We start from the raw sequence: 20,830 nt of genomic DNA, 5'->3' as shown, positions 1-20,830 counted from the left end.
AGAGTCAAAGTCGACGACAAGCAACCCCGCCGAATCGATGCGCTAGGGCTGCGCTGAAGCCCGGGCCTATCCCGGTGCCGTCGCGACGGCCTTAGCCTGCTTAAACGTCGTAGTAGAGCGCGAATTCGTATGGGTGCGGCCGTATCTGGACCGGCAGGATCTCGTTCTCGCGCTTGAAGCTGATCCATGTCTCGATCAGGTCAGGCGTGAAAACTCCTCCCTCGGTGAGGTATTCGTGGTCTTCTTCCAGCCGGTCGATCACCGCGGAGAGCTGAACCGGTGCCTGCGGGATGTTGGCGGCCTCCTCGGGAGGCAGCTCGTAGAGGTCCTTGTCGACCGGCGCCTGCGGCTCGATCTTGTTTTTGATGCCGTCCAGGCCGGCCATCAGCATCGCGGAGAACGCCAGGTACGGGTTGCCCGACGAGTCGGGGCAGCGGAACTCCAGCCGCTTGGCCTTCGGGTTGCTGCCGGTGATGGGAATACGGACGCACGCCGAACGATTCCGCTGGCTGTAGACCAGGTTGATCGGGGCCTCGAAGCCGGGAACCAGGCGCTTGTAGGAGTTCACCGTCGGATTGGTGAACGCCAGCAGCGACGGCGCGTGGTGCAGCAGGCCGCCGATGTAGTGCCGGGCGATGTCCGACAGACCGGCGTAGCCCGTCTCGTCGTGCATCAGCGGGCTGCCGTCCTTCCACAGCGATTGGTGGGTGTGCATTCCGGAGCCGTTGTCGCCGAACAGTGGCTTGGGCATGAATGTGACGGTCTTGCCGTTCTGCCACGCGGTGTTCTTGACGATGTACTTGTACAGCTGCATGTCGTCGGCCGCGTGCAGCAGCGTGTTGAACTTGTAGTTGATCTCGGCCTGCCCGCCGGTGCCCACCTCGTGGTGGCCCTTCTCCAGGCTGAAGCCGGACTTGATCAGGTTGGACAGCATCTTGTCGCGCAGGTCGACGTACTGGTCGGTGGGCGCGACCGGGAAATACCCACCCTTGGGGCGGACCTTGTAGCCCCGGTTGGGGCTGCCGTCGAGTTCGGTCGGCGAGCCGGTGTTCCACCACCCCGAGATCGCGTCGATCTCGTAGAACGAGCCGTTGGTGCGCGAGTCGAAGCTGATGGAGTCGAAGATGTAGAACTCGGCCTCGGCGCCGAAGTAGGCGGTGTCGGCGACACCGGTGCTGATCAAATAATTCTCGGCCTTGCGGGCGATGTTGCGCGGGTCGCGCGAATACGGCTCGAGGGTGAACGGGTCGTGCACGAAGAAGTTCAGGTTCAGCGTCTTGGCTTCGCGGAACAGGTCGATGCGCGCGGTGTCTGGATCGGGAAGGAGCAGCATGTCGGACTCGTGGATCGATTGGAATCCGCGAATCGACGAGCCGTCGAAGGCTAACCCGTCTTCGAAAACGCTTTTGTCGAAGAAGGAAACCGGAATCGTGAAGTGCTGCATGATGCCCGGCAAGTCACAGAACCGGACGTCGACGAATTCGACGTTTTCGTCCTTGGCGAGTTTGAAGACGTCGTCGGGCGTCATTTCCGTCACAGAGTGCTCCTTTACTTGGTGATCCGCGGCCTGACGCTATGGAGCTGATGTTGCCTGCCGGTCAACCCGATGTTGCGCAGAGGTTACGTGACCAGGGCGCGCGCAGCGGGATCCGGGGTTGCCGGCGGGTTCTATTGTGGGGGCCATGGACCGCAAGATCGTATCTGGTCCGGCGCACGGGCGCACCGTTGCGTTCCGGCGGGCCGAGCGAGCGGGGAAGCCGAGCCGAGGTGCCGGCCGGTGACCCCGGGATCGCGATCCGCCTATCCCGGTGAGAAGCTCGGCCTGCCGGAGAGTGGCCCGGGATCGCTGGCGCCGATGGGCCGCCGGCTGGCCGCGCTGCTGATCGACTGGCTGATCTCCTACGGCCTGGCGGCACTGGCCATGGCGTTCGGCCTTTTCTCCGAGCGGATGTTGGCAACCGCGGTGTTGGTCGTCTGGTTTGCGCTCGGCGTGGTGGCGGTGCGGCTGTTTAGCTTCACGCCCGGACAGTTGGCCCTGGGCCTGCAGGTGGCGGCGGTGGATGGACGTCTGCCGATCGGGATCGGCCGGCTGGCGGTGCGGGGGCTGCTCGTCGGGACGGTCATCCCGGCGTTGTTCACCGATTGGGACGGGCGCGGCATTCACGATCGGCTGACCGGAACGGCGGTGGTGCGGCGCTGAACCGGCGACCCGCCACGCCCGGCTTCGCCGCGCTTGCGATCGCCGCTGAATCCGATGGCGGCGACCCGCCACGCCCGGCTTCGCCGCGCTTGCGATCGCCGCTGAACGGTGCCCCTACTTGCGGCGCACGGTGCGCTGCACGCCGCGCATCTTGCCGGCGTTGGGCAGCGGTCCCTTCGGCATGACAGCGGCGCCGGCCCGCGATCCCAGCGCGGCCAACCGTGACTCCAGCGCATCCATTTGCTTGGCGGTGATGTTGTTCGGCAGGCGGGTGAGGTGGCGTTCCAACTTGGCCAGCGGGACCTCGCCCTCGTCGTTGCCGACGACGATGTCGTAGATCGGCACTTCGCCGACCAGCCGGGCGGTGCGCTTTTTCTCCTGGGCCAGCAGCGGTTTGACCCGTGCGGCCGATCCCTCGCCGACCAAGACGACCCCGGGCCGGCCGAGCACCCGGTGCACCGCGTCGAAGTGGCCGGTCGCGGCGACGCCGGGGGTCACCCGCCACTTGCCGCGCAGGTTGTCCAGGACCCACGCGGCCGCGCCGGTTTGACCTTCGGCTTTGCTGTAGATCGATCGCTGGGCGCGGCGGCTGAAGATGATGAACGTGACCAAACCACCCAGCAGCACGCCGAGCGGGACGATCGTGATCATGGTCAACCCGCCCGCCCACACGCCGACCGCCACCGAGACGCCCACGATCAGCACGAAGGCGCCGATCATGTAGGGCAGCAGGCGCTTGTCCTCCTGGCGCTGAATGTTGAACGCCTGCCACAACTGGGCGCGGCGTTCCCGCGCGGCGGCCTTGCGGGCGGCCTGCGCCTGCGCCCTGGCGGCCTTGCTTTCAGTGGCAGTGCGGGATTTAGCCATAGTCACCAAGGATACGGACGGGCGCGGTTCACGACCGCGCCGAGGCGCGGCTGCGGGCGGCCTGCTCGTAGAGCCGTCCCGCCCGGTAGGACGATCGCACCAGCGGCCCGGCCAGCACACCCGAAAAGCCCAACCCCTCCGCGTGCTGGGCGAACTCGGCGAACTCCTCGGGCTTAACCCAGCGCTCGACCGGGTGGTGGCGCGTCGACGGACGCAGGTATTGGGTGATGGTGACGATGTCGCAACCGGCGTTATGCAGGTCGGCCAGGGCGGTGCGCACCTCGTCGGGGGTTTCGCCGAGCCCGAGGATGAGGTTGCTCTTGGTGACCAGGCCGATGTCGCGCGCGGCGGTGAGCACGTCCAGGCTGCGCCCGTAGGTGAAGGCGGGCCGGATCCGTTTGAAGATGCGGGGTACCGTTTCGACGTTGTGCGCCAACACTTCCGGGCGCGAGTCGAAAACCTCGGCAAGCCGCGTGGGCTCGCCGTTGAAGTCGGGGATCAACAGCTCGACGCCGGTCGACGGGTTGAGCTCCTTGATGGCGCGCACCGTCGCCGCGTACAGCCAGGCACCGCCGTCGGGCAGGTCGTCGCGGGCGACGCCGGTGACCGTGGCATAGCGCAGCCCCATCGCCTGCACGCTCTCGGCGACCCGGCGGGGCTCGTCGCGGTCCAGCGCGGCGGGCTTTCCGGTGTCGATCTGGCAGAAGTCGCAGCGACGGGTGCACTGGTCGCCGCCGATCAGGAAGGTGGCTTCCCGGTCCTCCCAGCATTCGAAGATGTTGGGGCAACCGGCCTCTTCGCAGACCGTGTGCAGGCCCTCGCGCCGGACCAGGCCCTTCAGCTCGGTGTACTCCGGTCCCATCCTCGCCCGGACCTTGATCCACGGCGGTTTGCGCTCGATCGGGGTCTGGGCGTTGCGCACTTCCAGCCGCAACAACTTGCGGCCTGGCGGAGCCGCGGCGGCGGCGACATCAGGCCTCGGGGCGACGGTCACAGTGGCGATGCTACGCGGGCGACGGGATGGTCCGTCTGTCGCCGATGCGCGCCGGAACGGCGGGCCCCGGGGCCGGGAACGTGGTCATGGACGGGCAGGACCCCGTCGAGGGCGTCACAGACGGCGGCGGCGACCGCGGTCCGCACATCGTCGGCGGCGACCGTGCGTCCCAATTCGACGGACAACGACGTCACCCCGGCGTCGCTGATGCCGCACGGCACGATGGTCGCGAACGCCTCCAGATCACAATCGCAGTTGAGCGCGAAGCCGTGCAGCGTGGTGGCGCGCGCCACCCGCACGCCGATGGCGCCGATCTTGCGCGCGGGCCGACCGGCACCGGCGGGCACCCAAACTCCCGACCGGCCGTCGACCCGGATGGTGTCCAGGCCCAGGTCGCCGCACACCTTCATCAGCGATTCCTCAAGGCGCCGAACGTAATTGACCACATCGAGCGGCTCGGCCAATCCGATGATCGGGTAACCGACCAACTGCCCCGGCCCATGCCAGGTGATCTTGCCGCCACGATCGGTGTCTATTACGGGAATGCCCTGCAGGGACGGGACGGGTCGTTCGTGCGGCTCGGTGCGTCGTCCGGCGGTGTAAACCGGGGGGTGCTCGAGCAGCAGCAGCGTGTCGGGACCGCCGGCGACCCTGGCGTCGGCCAGGTCGCGCTGCAGCTGCCAGGCGGTGCGGTAGTCGACGAGTCCGAGTTGGCGGACGTCGATCGCGGCCCGGCTCGACCGGATGGAGTTCATCACGTTGGCGACGGTACTCGGCGCCGGGACGCGGCGTCATGTTGACCGGAACAAACGTCAGCCGGGTCGGGCCTAGTCGTGGTCGCGGCGGGCGGTGGCGTAGCCCAGCGCCTCGCCAATGGTGTTGTGGTGGAACTGGAAACCCGCGCGCTCGAGCGCGGACGGGATGGCGCGCTGACCGATGAGCAGGCCCTCGTCGGCGAACTCGCCGAGCGCGGCCCGCACCGCGAAACCGGGCAGCATCAACGGGGTTGGGCGGTTGACCGCGCGCCCGAACGCGGTGGTGAACTCGGCGTTGGTGACCGGCGCCGGTCCGGTCATGTTCACCGGCCCGGAGAGCGTGGGGTTTGAGATCGCGAACAGCAGCGCCCGCACCTCGTCTTCGAGGCTGATCCACGACATGTATTGACGGCCGCTGCCCAACCGGGCGCCGAGGCATAACGAAAACAGCGGCCGCATCCGGCGCAGCGCGCCGCCCGAGCGGGCCAGCACCAGGCCGCTGCGAGCCAGCACCACCCGGGCTCCGGCGTATTGGGCCGGCAGCGTGGCGGCTTCCCAGTCCTCGCACAGTTGGGCCAGGAAACCGCTTCCCGCCCGGTCGTTTTCATCGACCACGCGGTCCTTGGTGTTGCCGTAGTAGCCGACCGCGCTGGCGTTGATCAGGGTTTCGACACCGGCCGCGGCGACGGCGTTGGCCAGCACTTCGGTGGGGGTGATGCGGCTGTCGCGCAGGCTTTGCTTGAAGGCGCCCGACCATCGGTGTTGGCCGATGTTGACGCCGCACAGGTTCACCACGACGTCGACGTCGACCAGCGTGTCGGCGTCGAATTCGGCGCTTCCCGGATTCCAGTGCAATTCCTCGGAATTCGCCGGTGTCCGGCGCACGATGCGCAACACCGGGTGATCGGCGGCCCGCAAGGCCGCGGCCAACGCCGAACCGATCATGCCGGAGGAACCCGCTATCGCGACGACGGCCTTATGACCAGCTCGAGCCACGTTACAGCCCTAGATCGGCCTCGAACGCTCCCTCTTCGAGCCGGTGTTTGATCGTGGTGAGGAAACGTCCGGCGTCGGCCCCGTCGATCAACCGATGGTCGTAGGTCAGCGGCAGGTAACACACCGACCGGACCCCGATCGATTCGTTGCCACCCTCGTCGACGACCACCCGCGGCCGTTTGACGATGGCCCCGGTGCCCAACATGGCGGCCTGGGGCGGAACCAGGATCGGGGTGTCGAACAACGCGCCCTGGCTGCCGATGTTGGTGATGGTGAAGGTGCCGCCGGACAGCTCGTCGGGTTTCAGGTTGCCTGACCGGGCGCGGGCGGCGATGTCCGCGATCGCGCGGGCCAGCCCGGCCAGCGACAGGTCGCCGGCGTTGTGGATGACGGGGGAGAGCAGGCCCTGCTCGGTGTCGACCGCGAAGCCGAGGTGCTCGGCGTCGTAGTAGGTGATCTCCTTGGTGTCCTCGTTGTAGCTGGCGTTGATGTTGGGATGGATCTTGAGGGCGTCGATCACGGCCCGGGCGATGAACGGCAGGAAGGTCAGGTTCACGCCCTCGCGCTCGGCGAACGCCGCCTTGGCCCTGGCGCGCAGCCCGACGATCCTGGTCATGTCGACCTCGTGGGTCTGGGTGAGCTGGGCCGTGGCCTGCAGGGATTCGCGGGTCTTGACCGCGGTGATCTGACGGATCCGGCTGGCCTTTTGCGTGGTGCCCCGCAGGTGCGCCAGCGCGGGCGCCGGGGTGGGTGCGGCGGCGGGAGCCGCCTTGCCCGCATCCACGGCCGCGGCGGCGGGAGCTTGCTTGGCTGGTTCCTTTTGCCGGGCCTTCTGCTCGGCCGCGGCCAGCACGTCCTGCTTGCGGATGCGACCGCCCACCCCGGTACCGGTGATCTCGGCCAGGTCGATGTTGTTTTCGGCGGCCAGTTTTCGCACCAGCGGGGTCACGTACGGCGTGCCATTTACCCCCGAGCCGCCGGCCGCCGCCGGTTCGGCCGCGGGTTCGGGCCTGGCCTGGGGTTCGGCTTTCGGCGCCGGTTCGGCCGCCGGAGCGGGGCGGGCTTCCGGTCGTGGCTCCGCCTTGGGTTGGGGCGCGGGTTCCGGTTTGGGCGCGGGCGGAGCGCTGGGGGCGGGCGGGGCGCTGGGGGCGGGCGGGGCGCTGGGGGCGGAAGCCTCCACATTCGAGCCGATCCGCGCCAACTCACCGCCGACCGGCACGGTGGTGTCCTCGTCGGCCGTGATGCTGACCAGGACGCCGGCGACCGGCGACGGGATCTCGGTGTCCACCTTGTCGGTGGACACCTCCACCAGCGCCTCGTCAACCTGGACCGAGTCGCCGACCTTCTTCAGCCAGCGAGTCACCGTACCCTCGGCCACCGACTCGCCGAGCTCGGGCATCAGCACGGGGGTCGCGCCGCCGCCGTCACCGGAAGCCTGACGGGCCGGCGCCGCGGGTTCGGGCTCCGGCTGGGCGGGGGCCGCTTGCACGGGTTCCGGTTGGCTCGGCGCCTGTGCGGCCTGCGACCCGCCTTCGGCGGCGTCGCCGATGACGGCCAGGTCGCCGCCGACCTCGACGGTGTCGTCCTCCTGGGCGATGATTTTGGTCAGCACGCCCGCGGCCGGCGACGGGATTTCGGTGTCCACCTTGTCGGTCGACACCTCGACGAGCGGCTCATCGAGTTCGACCGTGTCGCCTTCCTGCTTGAGCCAGCGCGTGACCGTCCCCTCGGTGACGCTCTCACCGAGTGCCGGCATCTGGACGGAGAAGGCCATCTCTTCTGACTCCTCGATCGCTCGTGGGTCGGGGCGGGGCGGCATCTGGCTTACCAGATGTCCGAAACCATCCTGTCATTGCTCGTGCACCGGCACACATCCAGGGCGGACCGCGCTCGGGCGCCCGGCCGGACCCGACGCGCTTGCTACGGTGTGGCCACTGCCAGTCAGAGCGCGGAGGTCCGATGCCGGCACTACACCAGGCGCCCCAGCGGTTCGTCGACAGCCCGGACGGCGTGCGCCTCGCGGTCTACGAGGAGGGCAACAGCGCCGGCCCGACCGTCGTGCTGGTGCACGGCTTTCCCGACTCGCACGTGTTGTGGGACGGTGTCGTCCCGCTGCTGGCCGGGCGGTTCCGGGTCATCCGCTACGACAACCGCGGCGTGGGCATGTCGTCGGTGCCCAAGCCGGTGTCCGCGTACGCCATGGCCCGGTTCGCCGACGACTTCGCCGCGGTGATCGGCGAGCTCAGCCCCGGGCGGCCGGTGCACGTCCTGGCCCACGACTGGGGCTCGGTCGGCGTGTGGGAGTACCTGAGCCGCCCGGGCGCGAACGACCGGGTCGCGTCGTTCACGTCGGTGTCCGGCCCGAGCCAGGACCAGCTCGTCGACTACATCTTCGGCGGCCTGCGGCGGCCCTGGCGCCCGCGAACCTTCGCGCGGGCCGTCAGCCAGGCCCTGCGGCTGACCTACATGGCGTTCTTCTCGATACCGGTGCTGGCGCCGCTGCTGCTGCGGGTCGCGCTGTCCCTCGCGCCGGTGCGGCGGAACATGGTCGACAACATCCCCGGCGAGAAGATCCATCACTCCGCCACGCTGGCCCGCGACGCCGCGCACTCGGTAAAAACCTACCCCGCCAACTACTTTCGCTCGTTTTCCGGGAAGCGGCCGATCCACGTCGTCGACGTGCCGGTGCAGCTCATCGTCAACACCCACGACCGCTACGTGCGGCCCTACGGGTACGACGACGCGGCCCGCTGGGTCCCGCGGCTGTGGCGCCGCGACATCAAGGCGGGCCACTTTTCCCCGATGTCGCACCCGCAGGTGATGGCGGCCGCGGTGCACGACTTCGCCGACCTGGCCGAAGGCAAGCGGCCCAGCCGCGCGCTGCTGCGCGCCCAGGTCGGGCGTCCCCGCGAGGCGTTCGGCGACACCCTGGTCGCGGTCACCGGCGCCGGCAGCGGCATCGGCCGGGCGACGGCGTTCGCCTTCGCGCGCGAGGGCGCCGAGGTGATCGTCAGCGACATCGACGAGGCCGCCGTCAAGGAGACCGCCGCCGAGATCGCCGCCCGGGGCGGTGTCGCGCACCCGTATGTGCTCGACGTGTCCGACGGCGACGCGGTCGAGGCGTTCGCCGAACGGGTCAGCGCCGACCACGACGTCCCCGACATCGTGGTCAACAACGCCGGCATCGGGCACGCCGGCGGGTTCCTCGACACGCCCGCCGAGCAGTTCGACCGCGTGCTGGACGTCAACCTCGGCGGCGTGGTCAACGGCTGCCGGTCATTTGGCCGGCGTTTGGTCGACCGCGGCACCGGCGGCCACATCGTCAACGTCGCGTCGATGGCCGCGTACGCGCCGTCGCAGTCGCTGACCGCCTACTGCACCTCCAAGGCCGCGGCCTACATGTTCTCCGACTGCCTGCGGGCCGAACTCGACGCCGCCGGCGTCGGGCTGACCACGATCTGCCCCGGCGTCATCAACACCAACATCATCAACACCACCCGCTTCGACGCGCCCGCGGGCCAGGGCGAGGACGTCGACGGCCGGCGGGGCCAGATCGGCAAGATGTTCGCGCTGCGCCACTACGGGCCGGAGAACGTCGCCAACGCGATCTTGTCGTCGGTCAAGAAGAAGAAGCCGATCCGTCCCGTCGCGCCGGAGGCGTACGCGTTCTACGGCATTTCCCGGATCGCGCCACAGGCGCTGCGCAGCACCGCGCGGTTCAAGGTGATCTAAACCGTCTGATCTAGACCCGATCCAGTGCCCGCCGATCGCCGGACCAGCAGCGCACCACCGACCGCGACGACCCCGACGACCGCCAACGGAATGGTCCACATGCGCCGGCCGCTGACCGCCGACTGGCATTGCGCCACATAGTCGGTGTGCGGGAGGACTTGGTTCAGGATCGGAATGTTCGCACCGTTCTTGTCGTTGGCGCTTCGCGCGGCGGACAAATCGGCGGCGATTCCGTTGCCGCACGAGACCGAATTGCCATTGGGGTCCGATACGGAAACCGGTACCAACAAGCCGATGACGCCGGCCAGCAAAAGCGCGGCACCCACCGCGATGATCAACCGTCGCGCAGTCACTATTCGTCTCCCGTCCAACGTCGGTCTGGTAAGGGCTTAATAGCCACTGGCCGCGAAACCTAAACCGACGGTCGTCGGCCGCCGCCTCGGGTCGCCGAGCGTCACGCCAGCAGCCGCCTCGGGTCGGCGAGCGTCACGCCAGCGTGGCGTTCGGCGAGCGGCGTCACGCTGGCGTGACGCTCGGCGAGCGGGGAAAGCGGGCGGGGAAGCCAGCTAGCCGTTGTCGGCGATGTCCTCGAGGACGGCGAACATGGTGCGGGTGGGCACGCCGGTGGCGCCCTTGGGCGTGTATCCCCACGGGCTGCCGGTGTTGTAGGCCGGGCCCGCGACGTCGATGTGCGCCCAGCTCACGCCGTCGGCGACGAACTCGCGGAGGAACACCCCGGCCACCAGCATGCCCGCGAAGCGCTGATTGCTGACGTTGGCCAGGTCGGCCACCGTGGACTTCAGGTCGTCCTTGAGCTCGTCGGGCAGCGGCATTGGCCAACCGTTCTCGCCCACGCGCTGCGAGATCGCGGCGACCCGGTCGCGGAACTCGTCGCTGCCCATCACCCCGGGGATGCGGGCGCCCAGCGCCACCGTCTGCGCACCGGTCAGCGTGGACGTCTCGATCAGGTAGTCCGCGTGGTCCTCGCACGCCCGGACGATGGCGTCGGCCAGGATGAGCCTGCCCTCGGCGTCGGTGTTGAGCACTTCGACGGTGGTGCCGCCGTACTGCGTCAGCACGTCGCCGGGCCGCTGGGCGGTGGCCGACGGCATGTTCTCGGCCATCGGCACCGTGGCGATCACGTCGATGGGCAGCTGCAGCCGCGCGGCCAGCACCACGGTCGCGATCACCGCGGCGGCGCCACCCATGTCCGAGGTCATGTAGTGCATCGAGGCGGCCGGTTTGATCGAGATGCCGCCGGTGTCGAACGTGACACCCTTGCCGACCAGCGCAACTCGCTTCGCCTGCCTCGGCTTCTTGGCCAGCTTCGAACCCCGATGGATCAGCCGCACCAACCGAGGCGGGCGCGACGAGCCCTGGCCGACACCGATCACCCCGCCATAGCCGGCCTTCTGCAGCGCCTTGTCGTCGAGCACCTCCACCTCGAGGCCGGCGGATTCCCCCAAAGCCTTTGCGCGCCTGGCAAATTCGGCGGGAAACAGGTGGCTGGGCGGGGTGTTGACCAGGTCGCGGGCGGTGGCCACCGCGGTCGCCACGGCCGCCCCGTGGGCGGCCTGCTTCTTGGCGTCCTTCGAGGTGGCCAGCACGGTGATCCTGTGCAGCCCAGGGTCTTTCGGCGCCGTCTTGTCGGTGCGGAAGGCGGTGAACCGGTAGCCGCCCAGGATCAGGCCCTCCACGACGGCCGAGGCGACGTCGTCACCCGGTAGTTCGGCCAGCGTGGTGACCACCGCCTCGACGCCGTTCAGCGACCGCGCCGCCACGCCGGCAGCGCGACGGACGGTGTCGGCGGGCCACTCTGATCGCGGCTTGCCCAGGCCGATCGTCGCGACGCTGGCCACCGGCAGCGACGGGATCACCAGCCGGTGCACCTGTTCGCTGCCGCCGGTGGCCGCCAGCGCCCGCAGGCCGGCCTCGATCTCGGCGACGGCTTCGGGAGGCAGGAACGGCCCGGCCGCGGCGACAGCCGCGCCGGGCGTGTCCTCGTCGCCGGTCGATACGACCGGCACCAGCAATACCGCGGAACCCGCGCCGCGCTTCGGCAGCGACGCGGCGACCTGGACGGACGGGACGGCGGGGGCTTGATAAGCCGGTTCGGTGGTCACGGCCAACCACCCTAATCACCGGCGGCGGGGCCGGGCCCGGCGGTGCGGACCGGACACCTCCCCAAGTGCGCCGGCGGCCGCGCCGATTAGGGTGGGGCGTCGTGACCGATGGGCTGTTGCACGGACCGCTGGAAGAACGCCATCGCGAGCTTGGCGCGAGCTTCGCCGAGTTCGGCGGCTGGCTGATGCCGGTGTCCTACGCCGGAACCGTCAGTGAGCACAACGCCACCCGCACCGCGGTCGGCCTGTTCGACGTCAGCCACCTCGGCAAGGCGCTGGTCCGCGGGCCGGGCGCCGCGCGGTTCGTCAACTCCGCGCTCACCAACGACCTGGGCCGCATCGGTCCCGGCAAGGCCCAATACACGCTGTGCTGCACCGAATCCGGTGGCGTCATCGACGACCTGATCGCCTACTACGTCGGCGACGACGAAATCTTCCTGGTGCCCAACGCCGCCAACACCGCCGCCGTGGTCGACGCGCTCAAGGCCGCCGCTGAGGCCGGTTTGGGGGCCGGCCTGACGATCACCAACGAGCATCGCTCCTATGCGGTGCTGGCCGTGCAGGGCCCACGGTCGGCGGACGTGCTCGACGCGCTGGGCCTGCCGACCGGCATGGATTACATGGGCTACGCCGACGCCGTGTACTCGGGGGTGCCGGTGCGCGTGTGCCGCACCGGATACACCGGCGAGCACGGCTACGAGCTGCTGCCGCCCTGGGACTCCGCGGGCGTGGTGTTCGACGCGCTGCACAAGGCGGTCGAGCGGGCGGGCGGGCAGCCGGCCGGCCTGGGCGCCCGCGACACGCTGCGCACCGAGATGGGCTATCCGCTGCACGGGCACGAACTTTCGCTCGACATCTCGCCGCTGCAGGCCGGATGCGGCTGGGCGGTCGGCTGGAAGAAGGACGCGTTCTTCGGCCGCGACGCGCTGCTGGCCGAAAAGGAGGCCGGGCCGCGGCGGCTCTTGCGCGGACTGAGGATGGTCGGCCGCGGGGTGTTGCGCCCCGGGCTGACCGTGCTGGCCGGCGACGCCCCCGTCGGTGTCACCACGTCCGGAACGTTCTCTCCGACGCTACAGGCCGGCATCGCCCTGGCATTGATCGACACCGCCGCCGGCATCGATGACGGCCAGCGAGTCACCGTCGATGTGCGCGGCCGCGCCGCCGAGTGCGACGTCGTGCGCCCGCCCTTCGTCACCCTGAAAACCCGTTAGCCGCCACCGGTTCACCGCGGAAAAATCCCGGTGACAGGCGGCTATACAATCGGCCCCATGACCGACGGCTCACTTGGGTTCACGGTTTCTCGTTCGGCACACCCGGCGACCGACACCGAACGCGAATCAATCCTGGCCGACCCGGGCTTCGGCAGATACTTCACCGACCACATGGTGTCGATCGACTACGCGGACGGCCGGGGTTGGCACAATCCCCGGGTCATTCCCTACGGCCCGATCGAGCTGGACCCGTCGGCGATAGTGCTGCACTACGCGCAGGAAGTCTTCGAAGGGCTCAAGGCTTACCGCTGGGCGGACGGCTCCGTCGTGTCGTTTCGCGCCGAGGCCAACGCGGCCAGGTTGCGATCGTCGGCGCGGCGGCTCGCGATTCCCGAACTGCCCGAGAAGCTGTTCATCGAATCCCTTTGTCAGCTCATCGCCGTCGACAATGCCTGGGTGCCGCGGGCCGGGGGCGAGGAGGCGCTATATCTGCGGCCGTTCATCTTCGCCACCGAGCCGGGGCTGGGCGTGCGACCGGCCAAGCAGTACCGCTACCTGCTGATCGCCTCGCCGGCGGGCGCATATTTCAAGGGCGGCATCAGCCCCGTCACCGTGTGGGTGTCGACGGAATACGTGCGGGCCAGCCCGGGCGGCACCGGCGCGGCCAAGTTCGGCGGCAACTACGCGGCGTCGCTGCTGGCTCAGGCCCAGGCCGCCGAAAACGGTTGCGACCAGGTGGTGTGGCTGGACGCCGTCGAACGCCGCTTCATCGAAGAGATGGGCGGGATGAACCTGTTCTTCGTGCTCGGCAGCGGCGGATCGGCGCGGCTGGTCACCCCCGAGCTGTCCGGTTCGCTGCTCCCGGGTATCACGCGGGATTCGTTGCTGCAGTTGGCCATTGATGCCGGGTTCGCCGTCGAGGAGCGCAGGATCGACATCGACGAGTGGCAGAAGAAGGCCGCCGCGGGCGAGATCACCGAGGTGTTCGCCTGCGGCACCGCCGCCGTCATCACCCCCGTGTCGCGGGTGAAGTACGGCGACACCGAGTTCGCCATCGCCGACGGCCAACCGGGCGAGGTGACGATGGCGCTGCGCGACACGCTGACCGGCATCCAGCGGGGCACCTTCGCCGACACCCACGGCTGGATGGCCCGGCTGGGCTGAGCGGGCGCACACCCCCCTCGCGAGCAGACACAGAATCGCCCATTTTCGTACGAAAATGGGCGATTCTGTGTCTGCTCAGCCGTGGAATCCGGCGAGCGTCACCGCGGCGACTGTCGTCGTCAGCTCGATCGCGGCGCCCAGCACGTCGCCGCTGACGCCGCCGAACCGCCGTACGCAGTGCCACACCAGGGCCACTCCGCAGCCCACCGCGACCAGGACCGCCACCGGCCCCTGCCACGGCCGGGCACCCGCCAGCACCGAGACCGCGAGCAGGACGGCCACCCAGCCCGCGACCACCGGCGCGGGTTGACTCCCGGCCACCCGGGCACCCAGCGTGCTGCCCTCGGCCGCCGGCACCGACCGGCGGCAGGCCAGCACCGCGGCGACCCGGCCGGCGAAGACCGCCACGATAATCTCGACCGCGCCGAGCGCCGAAAAGGCCAACCCCTGCAACAGGATCACCAGCACGACGGCCGCCACACCGAACGGCCCGGTCGACCCGTCGCGCATCACCGCCAGCGCGCGCTGCGGCGGGCCGTAGCAGCCCAGCCCGTCGGCGGTGTCGGCGACGCCGTCGATGTGCAGGCCGCGGGTCGCGAGCAGCAGCGCCGTCACGGCGAGCAGCCCGGGCAGCGGGCTGGGCGGGCCGAAAGCCCATGCGCCGCACCACGTCACGGCCGCGGCCAACGCCCCCAGCGCGGCGCCGACCACGGGAAGCGCGGTCATGGCGCCCCGGCCCATCGGCGCGCTGGCGGCCCGGGGGAGGGGCAGCACCGTCCCGAACGAGAAAGCCGTTGCCAAAGAACGCATCACGGCGTTGGCCCGGCCACCCGGGCCTCTGTGAAGGTCGCCATCGACGACAGCGCGGCCACCGCGGCGCGCAGCACTGGCAGCGCCACCGCGGCGCCGGTTCCCTCGCCCAGCCGCATGCCCAGGTCCAGGATCGGGTCCAACTCGAGGGCCGCCAGGGCCAGGCCGTGACCGGGCTCGGTGGACCGGTGACCGGCCTGCCACCACCGCCGCGCGCCGGGCGCCAGTCGCTCCGCGACCAACGCCGCGGCCGTCACCGCCATGCCGTCGAGCAGCAGTGGGGTGCGCCGCACCGCGGCCTGCGCGCAAAAGCCGGCCATCGCCGCCAAATCCGCGCCGCCGCAGCAGCGCAGCAACCCGACCGGGTCGGGCAACACGGGCCGCGCCCGAAACAGCGCGTCGCGCACCGCGGCCGTCTTGCGTGCCCATCCCGCGTCGTCGATCCCGGTCCCGAAGCCGACCACCGCGACCGGCTCAGCGTTGGTCAGCGCCGCCACCAAAACCGCTGCGGGCGTGGTGTTTCCGATCCCCATGTCGCCGGCGATGAGCAGGTCGGCGCCGGCGTCGACCTCCTCGTCGGCGATGGCCCGGCCCGCGGCGATCGCCCGGGCGGTCTCGTCGTCGGTCAACGCGTCCTGGACGGTGATGTCGCCGCTGCCGCGCCGCACCTTGTGTGCGCCGATCCGCTCCGAGGCCGCCTCGGCGTCCACCGCCAAATCCGCGATCCGCACCGTCGCGCCGGCGATGTCGGCCAGCGCGTTGATCGCCGCCCCGCCGGCGTCGATGTTGGCGACCATCTGGGCGGTCACCTCCGGCGGGTAGGCCGACACCCCGGACCGTGCGACGCCGTGGTCACCCGCGAACACCACCACCCGGGCGCGCGCGAATTGCGTTGGCGGACAACGACTCTGGCATGATACGACCCACGCCGACAGGTCCTCGAGGCGGCCCAGGGCGCCGCGCGGCTTGGTCAGGTTGTCCTGGCGGGCGCGGGCGGCCGCGGCGGCGCCCGCATCGGGCGGCGATACCGGCGGGAATTCCATCAGGCCCCCGGCGGCTTGATCGGCACCGCCTGCCCGGCCACCACCAACACCACCCGGTCGCACACCGCGGCGACGCGCTGGTTGAGGCTGCCCAGTTCGTCGGCGAACCGGCGGCCGGACGCGGTGGCCGGCACCACGGTCAACCCGACTTCCGGGCTGACCAGCACCAGCGTGGAACCAAACGCGCCCACCGCGGCCAGCATCTCGTCGACGGGAACGGCCACCGAGCCGTCGTCCCATGCGTTGTTGCGGTCCAGCGTGCCGGTCAGCCAGCCGCCAAGGTCGTCGACGAGCGTCGGGGTGTCCGGCGACCGCCGCAATTCGGTCGCGATGTCGTCGGTTTCGACCGTGGACCAATGCGCCGGCCGCCGGCCGCGATGCTCGGCGACCCGGTGCGCCCAGGCCGCATCCCCCCGGCACGCCGGCCCGGGGGCCAGGTAGCGGACCGGCCGGCCGGGTGGCAGTGACCCGGCGATGGCTTCCTCGGCCCACCGGGACTTGCCCGATCTGATCCCGCCGAGAACCAGGGTGCGCACCGGGGTCAGGCGGCTTTCGGGCGACGTCTAGCCGACACCGCTGCCGCGCTCGACTTGGGGACGAGGCGCCCGCATCCGGCGGATCTGGGAAGCCCGGCCGGCGGCGTAAAGGCCTAGCTTCCAACGGCTTTCGGTGTTGTCCGGGAACTTCGCGTCGACCAGCCTGCTCACCTTGCGTCCCAGGACGAGCCCGTCGGCGCCCATCACGACCATCAGCACCAGCATCGCCGGAGAGACGTAGAGCTGCAGCTGCGGGACGGCGAACGTGGCGAACAGCAGGACCAGCGTTGCGGGCATGAACAGGCCGAGGACGTTGCGCCGGGAGTCCACCACATCGCGCACGTAGCGCCGTATCGGCCCTTGATCGCGCGGTAGCAGGTATGCCTCTTCGCCGGCCATCATGCGTTCCCGGCGGTCCGTCATCCGCGCGCGGCCGGCGGTCTTTTCGGCCCTGCGCTCCTCGCGGCTGAGCTTGGGTCCGGCCAGCGATCTGCGCCGGGCCCGCGCCTCGGACGAGGTCATGGGTGCCGGCGCGACCGGGCCCTTCTTTGCGTTGCGCCGGGCCTGGCTGCGCTTGGGGGTGGGCCGGCCCTTGGGGTCGGTCCGGCGGGAGGCGCGCGGCGGGCCGTCCGGGGAACCGACCGGATCCCCGTTGATGCCCCCGTCGAGGTCGTCGTTGTGGCCCTTCTTCCGGCCCATCAGCTTCACAGTGGCCAGGTTACTTCGCGCATGATCTACCTCGTAATGGCCCCGGAATGCGTTGTTGTTAGGCATGCGCCAGCGTGTGACTTGGCCCTAGGCTTGACTGTGATGAATGGCTACCTGTGATGGACGACGGCACGATGGCCTCGGGTGATGCTGCCGGCGGCCCCGCGCCCGGTCGTCTCCAGTTGCCGGCCATGCTGGTCCTGGTGGCCCCGGATTGCTACGGCGACAGCCTGACGGCCGTGGAGGCCGCCGCCGCGATCGCGACGGGCTGGACCCGGTCACGACCCGGCGATCGGTTCATCGTCGCCCCGCAGTCCGACGGCGGCCCGGGCTTCATCGAGGTGCTGGCCAGCCGGCTGGGGGAGACGCGGCGACTGCAGGTATGTGGGCCGCTGGACACCACGGTAGAAGCCGCGTGGGTATTCGATCGCATCTCGGCGACCGCGTACCTGGAGTGTGCGCAGGCGTGTGGCCTGACGTTGCTTGGCGGCCCGCCCACCCCGGAGACCGCTTTGGCGGCCGACAGCAGCGGAGTCGGGCAGCTCATCGCCGAGGCGCTGCGGGTCGGGGCGAAGCGGATCGTGGTCGGGCTGGGCGGCAGCGCGTGCACCGACGGCGGGAAGGGAATGATTACCCAGCTGGGCGGGCTGGACGCGGCCCGCCGACGGCTGGCCGACGTGGAGCTGATCGCCGCCTCGGACACCGAATATCCCCTGCTGGGGCCGTGGGGCGCGGCTCGGGTGTTCGGGCCGCAGAAGGGCGCGAACACGGCCGTCGTCGCCGCGCTCGAAGTCCGCCTCGAGGCGTGGGCGCTCGAACTGGAAGCGGTGGCCGGGCGGGACGTCGGCGCGGAGCCGGGCGCGGGCGCCGCCGGCGGCATCGGGGCCGGGCTGCTGGCGCTCGGCGGCCGGTGCGAATCCGGCGCGGCGATCATCGCCGAACACACCCACCTGGCCGACGACCTCGAGACCGCGGACATGATCGTCACCGGTGAAGGGCGGTTCGACGAGCAGTCCCTGCACGGAAAGGTGGTCGGATTTCTCGCGGACGCGGCCCGTCCGCTGGGAATTCCCGTGATCGTGCTGGCCGGCCAGGTCGGCCTGGAGAATTCGGCGGTGCGATCGTCGGGCATCATGTCGGCCCTGTCCATCGCCGATTACGCCGGTTCGGTGCGATTGGCGCAGGCCGACGCGGCAAACCAGCTCATGGGATTGGCGTCACAGGTGGCGGCGCGCCTCGGGAATAGCGGTCCCGCAAGGTACCGTTGAGTCAGTGGGTTTTCACCCGAGTGGTTCGGGCCGCCCAACCCAAACGATGAGGCACGTAGGAGAAGCAATGACGGTGCAAAACGAGTCAACCGCCAAGACCCACGGCGTGATCCTGACCGATACCGCCGCCGCTAAGGCGAAGTCCCTGCTCGACCAGGAGGGACGCGACGACCTGGCGCTGCGCATCGCGGTCCAGCCGGGCGGCTGCGCCGGGCTGCGCTACAACCTCTTCTTCGACGACCGGACGCTGGACGGTGACCTGACCGCGGAATTCGGTGGCGTGACCTTGACGGTGGACCGGATGAGCGCACCCTACGTCGAGGGCGCGTCCATCGATTTCGTCGACACCATCGAGAAGCAGGGCTTCACCATCGACAACCCCAACGCCACCGGCTCCTGCGCCTGCGGGGACTCGTTCAACTGACCGCGACCGACGCCGTCGGTGCCTGCACTTTCGCGGCCGAAAAGTGAGTCAGTACGAACCCCCGGTCCGCAGCACGTACGAGCAGACCATGATCTGGCCCCGCTGGAAAAGCAGCTGCGCGATGCCCTGCACCTCCCCGCGCAACGGGCCGCCGGTCGCGGGCGACACCCGCATGGTGAACAGCGCCTGGGCCTGATACTGCGACAAGTACACGATCTTGTCGATCGAGGTCAGTTCGACCTCGGAGAACTGCTTGCGGAAGGCGTCGCTGCTCATCCTGGCCAGCGCCTGGTCGGCCCTTTTATCGCGGACGCCGTCGTACATGCCGCACAGCGAGTTGTGGACGATGGTGTTGACGTCACGGTGTTCGAGCGCGTCGAGATAGTCCTGAATCGCGGTCTTGGCCGCCGCCTCGGAGAATGACGTGCCGGTGTTGGCGCCGTTGGTGCGGACCCCGTAGGTGATCGCCACCGTCAACGCGGCCACCAGCGCGACGGCCACCAGAATGCCGATGACCAGCCGGCGCTTGGACCGTCGCCTCGGGTATGACACCGGCGGCGGTTGTCCGGAATAATTGGGTGACGCGTCGTTGGTCGGCGCGGAGGCGAAGACCGGATCGCCGGCGATGGGTTCATGGGGGAACTCAAGCGGCTGGGACTCGGCGTGCGGCGTTGGTCCGTCGGTGCCGACAGCGTGGTTCGGCGAGTGCGGACCGGCCATCGTGGTTCTCCTACGGTGATAGACGGGACCGTGAACGGGCCCCGGCGCGACTTGAGTGAGTTCCCTTGGCAGGCTAGCGCACGGCCTCCCGTCGACCGCGACGCAACGACGCTCGATGCGCCTGAGTAAGCTAGATAACCTTACTAACGAAGGGTGGAGATTTCGTGACCATCGCGGTGACAGGTTCGATTGCGACCGACAATCTGATGCGGTTTCCCGGCCGATTTTCCGAGCAGCTGCTGCCCGAGCATCTGCAGAAGGTGTCGCTCAGCTTTCTGGTCGACGACCTGGTGATTCATCGCGGCGGTGTGGCGGGAAACATCGCCTTCGCCATCGGCGTGCTGGGCGGGGACGTCGCGTTGGTCGGTGCGGCCGGCGACGACTTCGCCGACTATCGCGAATGGCTGCAGTCCCACAACGTCAACTGCGACCACGTCCTGATCTCCGAGAGCGCGCACACGGCGCGTTTCACCTGTACCACCGACGTCGACATGGCGCAGATCGCCTCGTTCTACCCGGGCGCCATGTCGGAGGCCCGCAACATCAAGCTCGCCGACGTGATCGCGTCCATCGGCGCGCCGGAGCTGGTGATCATCGGGGCCAACGACCCGGACGCCATGCTGGTGCACACCGAGGAATGCCGCAAGCTCGGGGTGCCGTTCGCCGCCGACCCGTCCCAGCAGCTGGCCCGGCTGTCCGGAGACGAGATCCGCCAGCTCACCGACGGCGCCAGGTACTTGTTCACCAATGACTACGAGTGGGATCTGATGCTGTCCAAGACCGGCTGGACGGAGGCCGACGTGATGGCGCAGGTCGACCTGCGGGTGACCACGCTGGGCCCCAAGGGCGTCGACATCGTCGAGCCCGACGGCACCACCACCCACGTCGACGTGGTGCCCGAGACCAGCCAGACCGACCCCACCGGCGTCGGCGACGCCTTCCGGGCCGGTTTCCTCACCGGCCGCAGCGCGGGTCTTAGCCTGGAGCGTTCCGCGCAGCTGGGCTCGCTGGTCGCGGTGCTGGTGCTGGAGTCGACCGGGACCCAGGAGTGGACCTGGGATCACGAGGTCGCGGCCACCCGGTTGGCCGGTGCCTACGGCGAGGACGCCGCCGCCGAGATCACCGCCGTGCTCGCCTAACTTGGCGGCGGGTGTGCCGTCACGGCGTGGGGTGTGAATCCAGGGCGTCGGGTGTGAAGTCACGGCGTGGGGTGTGAATCCACGGCGGGAAATCCGCGAAATCCCCGCCCAGGGTTCACTCCCGAAGCCCTCGCTTCACA

20 protein-coding genes are annotated in these 20,830 nt (G+C 69.7%); 7 read left to right on the top strand and 13 right to left on the bottom strand.

Annotation, left to right across the window (positions count from 1 at the left end; translation table 11 throughout):
- Positions 1-100 precede the first annotated feature (100 nt).
- Positions 101-1,537 carry a type I glutamate--ammonia ligase gene (gene glnA / locus K3U93_RS14690; protein ID WP_071511795.1) on the bottom strand — a complete coding sequence of 479 codons (1,437 nt, stop codon included), beginning with the start codon at positions 1,535-1,537 and terminating at the stop codon, positions 101-103.
- 240 nt (positions 1,538-1,777) lie between these two features.
- On the opposite strand from glnA, the gene K3U93_RS14685 reads away from it, so the two are divergent.
- The gene (locus K3U93_RS14685) at positions 1,778-2,200 is read left to right on the top strand and encodes an RDD family protein (RefSeq protein WP_230981271.1); all 423 of its coding nucleotides are present in this window, start codon (positions 1,778-1,780) and stop codon (positions 2,198-2,200) included.
- A 114-nt stretch (positions 2,201-2,314) separates the two neighbouring features.
- Here the strand turns inward: K3U93_RS14685 and K3U93_RS14680 are convergent, their stop codons facing one another.
- The 5 genes from K3U93_RS14680 to sucB form a co-directional block, all read right to left on the bottom strand.
- Positions 2,315-3,067: a DUF4191 domain-containing protein gene (locus K3U93_RS14680; RefSeq protein WP_083011320.1), complete on the bottom strand. Its 753-nt coding sequence runs from the start codon at positions 3,065-3,067 to the stop codon at positions 2,315-2,317.
- A gap of 28 nt (positions 3,068-3,095) precedes the next feature.
- A complete protein-coding gene (gene lipA / locus K3U93_RS14675; protein WP_083011322.1) occupies positions 3,096-4,061 on the bottom strand; it encodes a lipoyl synthase in 966 nt (321 codons plus the stop codon).
- Positions 4,058-4,819, bottom strand: coding sequence for a lipoyl(octanoyl) transferase LipB (lipB, locus tag K3U93_RS14670; protein ID WP_176220016.1), 762 nt, complete (start codon positions 4,817-4,819; stop codon positions 4,058-4,060). Before lipB ends, lipA begins: the two co-directional genes overlap by 4 nt.
- 69 nt (positions 4,820-4,888) lie before the next feature.
- A complete protein-coding gene (locus K3U93_RS14665; protein ID WP_083011324.1) occupies positions 4,889-5,812 on the bottom strand; it encodes a TIGR01777 family oxidoreductase in 924 nt (307 codons plus the stop codon).
- A gap of 1 nt (position 5,813) precedes the next feature.
- Positions 5,814-7,586, bottom strand: coding sequence for a 2-oxoglutarate dehydrogenase, E2 component, dihydrolipoamide succinyltransferase (gene sucB / locus K3U93_RS14660; protein WP_220688543.1), 1,773 nt, complete (start codon positions 7,584-7,586; stop codon positions 5,814-5,816).
- Positions 7,587-7,771: 185 nt separating this feature from the next.
- On the opposite strand from sucB, the gene K3U93_RS14655 reads away from it, so the two are divergent.
- Positions 7,772-9,544 (top strand): SDR family oxidoreductase, encoded by a 1,773-nt coding sequence (locus tag K3U93_RS14655; RefSeq protein ID WP_083012882.1) that lies wholly within the window; start codon positions 7,772-7,774, stop codon positions 9,542-9,544.
- Here K3U93_RS14655 and K3U93_RS14650 read toward each other — a convergent pair.
- A complete protein-coding gene (locus K3U93_RS14650) occupies positions 9,541-9,897 on the bottom strand; it encodes an aminopeptidase (RefSeq protein ID WP_083012879.1) in 357 nt (118 codons plus the stop codon). The genes K3U93_RS14655 and K3U93_RS14650 overlap by 4 nt on opposite strands.
- A 213-nt stretch (positions 9,898-10,110) precedes the next feature.
- Entirely contained in the window at positions 10,111-11,667 is a 1,557-nt protein-coding gene (locus K3U93_RS14645) for a leucyl aminopeptidase (RefSeq protein WP_139797229.1), read from the bottom strand.
- Between the two features lie 101 nt (positions 11,668-11,768).
- On the opposite strand from K3U93_RS14645, the gene gcvT reads away from it, so the two are divergent.
- Together gcvT and K3U93_RS14635 are read left to right on the top strand one after the other, a co-directional pair.
- Positions 11,769-12,878 (top strand): glycine cleavage system aminomethyltransferase GcvT, encoded by a 1,110-nt coding sequence (gene gcvT / locus K3U93_RS14640; protein WP_083012875.1) that lies wholly within the window; start codon positions 11,769-11,771, stop codon positions 12,876-12,878.
- 57 nt (positions 12,879-12,935) lie between these two features.
- Positions 12,936-14,042: a branched-chain amino acid aminotransferase gene (locus tag K3U93_RS14635; protein ID WP_071509568.1), complete on the top strand. Its 1,107-nt coding sequence runs from the start codon at positions 12,936-12,938 to the stop codon at positions 14,040-14,042.
- A 75-nt stretch (positions 14,043-14,117) separates the two neighbouring features.
- Here the strand turns inward: K3U93_RS14635 and K3U93_RS14630 are convergent, their stop codons facing one another.
- Genes K3U93_RS14630 through K3U93_RS14615 form a run of 4 tightly spaced genes read right to left on the bottom strand, consistent with a single transcriptional unit; the run spans position 14,118 to position 17,139 of the window.
- Complete coding sequence (locus tag K3U93_RS14630) at positions 14,118-14,855, bottom strand: adenosylcobinamide-GDP ribazoletransferase (protein WP_083012873.1); 738 nt, start codon at positions 14,853-14,855, stop codon at positions 14,118-14,120.
- The gene (gene cobT / locus K3U93_RS14625) at positions 14,852-15,898 is read right to left on the bottom strand and encodes a nicotinate-nucleotide--dimethylbenzimidazole phosphoribosyltransferase (protein WP_176220088.1); all 1,047 of its coding nucleotides are present in this window, start codon (positions 15,896-15,898) and stop codon (positions 14,852-14,854) included. Before cobT ends, K3U93_RS14630 begins: the two co-directional genes overlap by 4 nt.
- A complete protein-coding gene (locus tag K3U93_RS14620) occupies positions 15,895-16,431 on the bottom strand; it encodes a bifunctional adenosylcobinamide kinase/adenosylcobinamide-phosphate guanylyltransferase (protein WP_071509571.1) in 537 nt (178 codons plus the stop codon). The genes cobT and K3U93_RS14620 overlap by 4 nt, the downstream gene beginning before the upstream one ends.
- Positions 16,432-16,458: 27 nt before the next feature.
- Complete coding sequence (locus K3U93_RS14615; RefSeq protein WP_071509572.1) at positions 16,459-17,139, bottom strand: DUF3043 domain-containing protein; 681 nt, start codon at positions 17,137-17,139, stop codon at positions 16,459-16,461.
- Between the two features lie 191 nt (positions 17,140-17,330).
- Between K3U93_RS14615 and K3U93_RS14610 the strand changes: the two genes are divergently transcribed.
- Together K3U93_RS14610 and K3U93_RS14605 are read left to right on the top strand one after the other, a co-directional pair.
- Complete coding sequence (locus tag K3U93_RS14610) at positions 17,331-18,407, top strand: glycerate kinase family protein (RefSeq protein ID WP_071509579.1); 1,077 nt, start codon at positions 17,331-17,333, stop codon at positions 18,405-18,407.
- A 67-nt stretch (positions 18,408-18,474) separates the two neighbouring features.
- Positions 18,475-18,831, top strand: a complete 357-nt coding sequence (locus K3U93_RS14605; RefSeq protein ID WP_071509573.1) for a HesB/IscA family protein — start codon at positions 18,475-18,477, stop codon at positions 18,829-18,831.
- 48 nt (positions 18,832-18,879) lie between these two features.
- Here K3U93_RS14605 and K3U93_RS14600 read toward each other — a convergent pair whose 3' ends face one another.
- The gene (locus tag K3U93_RS14600) at positions 18,880-19,551 is read right to left on the bottom strand and encodes an Rv0361 family membrane protein (RefSeq protein ID WP_071509574.1); all 672 of its coding nucleotides are present in this window, start codon (positions 19,549-19,551) and stop codon (positions 18,880-18,882) included.
- A 164-nt stretch (positions 19,552-19,715) separates the two neighbouring features.
- Between K3U93_RS14600 and K3U93_RS14595 the strand changes: the two genes are divergently transcribed.
- Entirely contained in the window at positions 19,716-20,690 is a 975-nt protein-coding gene (locus K3U93_RS14595) for a carbohydrate kinase family protein (protein ID WP_071509575.1), read from the top strand.
- The last annotated feature ends 140 nt before the right edge of the window (positions 20,691-20,830 follow it).

Source organism: Mycobacterium malmoense (assembly GCF_019645855.1).
Classification (GTDB): Bacteria; Actinomycetota; Actinomycetes; order Mycobacteriales; family Mycobacteriaceae; genus Mycobacterium; species Mycobacterium malmoense.
This window is presented reverse-complemented; position numbering and strand designations above follow the sequence as displayed.

Excerpts from the sequence above, each read along its gene's own strand:
- K3U93_RS14680 (WP_083011320.1), bottom strand. The coding sequence starts at position 3,067 with ATGGCTAAATCCCGCACTGCCACTGAAAGCAAGGCCGCCAGGGCGCAG.
- sucB (WP_220688543.1), bottom strand. The coding sequence starts at position 7,586 with ATGGCCTTCTCCGTCCAGATGCCGGCACTCGGTGAGAGCGTCACCGAG.
- K3U93_RS14655 (WP_083012882.1), top strand. The coding sequence starts at position 7,772 with ATGCCGGCACTACACCAGGCGCCCCAGCGGTTCGTCGACAGCCCGGAC.
- K3U93_RS14635 (WP_071509568.1), top strand. The coding sequence starts at position 12,936 with ATGACCGACGGCTCACTTGGGTTCACGGTTTCTCGTTCGGCACACCCG.
- K3U93_RS14610 (WP_071509579.1), top strand. The coding sequence starts at position 17,331 with ATGCTGGTCCTGGTGGCCCCGGATTGCTACGGCGACAGCCTGACGGCC.
- K3U93_RS14605 (WP_071509573.1), top strand. The coding sequence starts at position 18,475 with ATGACGGTGCAAAACGAGTCAACCGCCAAGACCCACGGCGTGATCCTG.
- K3U93_RS14600 (WP_071509574.1), bottom strand. The coding sequence starts at position 19,551 with ATGGCCGGTCCGCACTCGCCGAACCACGCTGTCGGCACCGACGGACCA.